This window comes from Brevundimonas sp. CURTG3B2_SDJG, from assembly GCF_057364705.1.
Map to the genome: position 1 here is coordinate 1 of NZ_JBNFOJ010000438.1, position 1,715 is coordinate 1,715.

The following is a 1,715-nucleotide window of genomic DNA, read 5'->3' on the forward strand; positions in this document are numbered from 1 at the left end:
GGCTTGGCCCGGACGTCCAGGGTCAGGGTGCAGTTGCCCGCGCCCAGCCGGTCCTGGACGGCGGGATCCAGGACCAGGACGGCGTGGGGCCTGTCCCGCGCGCCGTTGTCGTAGAGGGCGGCGTCGGCCCGGGTGGTCAGGGCGATCTCGGCGTCGCCCCGGGGATCGCTCTCGCCGGTGGTGATCGTGACGTGTCCCTGGAAGCAGCGCCCGACCCAGCCCGAGGCGTTGCCGACGCCCGCCGGCCGATCGGACCGGGAGGCCAGGAGCAGGCGGGCGTTCTCGACGCCCCCGGTGGCCAGGACGTAGCGGCGGGCGCGGGCGACATGACGGGTTCCGGTCAGGCAGCGAACCTCCAGGCGGTCCACGGAGCCGTCGGCGGCCAGCCGGATGTCGGTTACGTTGGCATGGGTGTGGACGTGGATGTTGGGCGCCTGGCCGGCGCCGTCGCGGAAGGCGGCGAACTCCGGCGGATTGAACCGGCCGGTCACCGGGCTGTAGGCGCGCGGCGAATCCCGCAGCGCCGTCGGCCGAGGTGATCGAGGGAAGGGTCGCACCGTCCGGCGGGCCGCTGTCGACCGGAAAGCGGGGCAGCTTCAGGCGATCGCAGGCGCGGTCGTAGAAGGGCTTGAGGTGATGGCGGCCGAAAGGCCAGCCGCTGAGGGCGACGTGAGGGCGGGGCGAGAAGTCGACAGGGTCCAGCGGACCGCATTTGCCGCCCCAGACATGGCCCGAGCCGCCCAGCGCGCGGACGCGGGACTGGCGCAGATAGGCGTCCATCGGCCGGTCCGGTTCGCCGGGGCCGGACATGGTCCCCGCGCCGTCGTAGAGGCCCTGGATCTCCGGGTCCGGCTCGGGCCCGCCGCTTTCCAGGATGACGACGCGGGTCGCGGTTCCCATGAACTCGTAGGCGATGGTCAGGCCGGCCATGCCGCCGCCGACGATGACGATGTCGGCCTCGATCAGGCTGCCTTCGGGCAAGGTTCGAGCATCGGTGACAGGCATGGCCTTCTCCGTTGTGGGGTGTTCGGTTGTCAGGCGTGGGTCAGGCGCGGGCGCCGTGGGCCCTCAGATAGTCGACGATGTCGGCCCGACCCGCGCGCCTGGCCATGCCCAGCGGGGACCGCATCTCGTCGGGATAGGGCGGCGCGCGGGGCGCCAGCACGGCCAGGTTCACGTCCGCCCCCTGTTCGACCAGTCGTCGGACGACGGGCAGATGGCCGAAACGCGCGGCGGTGATCAGGGCGGTCTCGTCGTTGCGCACCACGGCGTCGACCCGGGCGCCGGACGCCAGCAGCAGGTCTGTCACGGCCAGGTGGCCGCCGGCGGCGGCGGCGATCAGCGGATTGCCGTCGCCCTCGACCGCGACGTTCGGACTGGCGCTACGCTCCAGCAGCAGGCGGGCCATGGCCAGGTCGCCGTTGCCGGCGGCCACGATCAGCGGGGCGCCCTCGCCCGGCACGATCTGATCCGGATCGGCGCCGGCGTCCAGCAGAAGACGGGCCAGTTCGATCTGACCGCCCTTGGCCGCCAGGATCAGCGGGGAGCCGTCGCCCAGGGACCAGCCGTCGACGTCGGCCCCGGCCGCGATCAGGGCGGCGGCGCGGGGATGATCGCCCGCCTCGATCGCTTGCAGCAGATCGCGGGTCGAGGCCGAGACCTCCCGGCCCGCTTCGGAGGACGGCGCCTGGCTCGCCGGCTGGAAGGCCCCAGGC

Annotated in this window: 1 protein-coding gene and 1 pseudogene; both read right to left on the minus strand. The window is 73.5% G+C overall.

The features are described from left to right. Window positions 1–491, minus strand: a pseudogene (locus AC2W7C_RS17550) (GMC family oxidoreductase); the annotation flags it as partial. A gap of 554 nt (window positions 492–1,045) precedes the next feature. Continuing rightward, the coding region (locus tag AC2W7C_RS17555; RefSeq protein ID WP_486002519.1) for an ankyrin repeat domain-containing protein at window positions 1,046–1,715 on the minus strand (670 nt) is incomplete at its 5' end.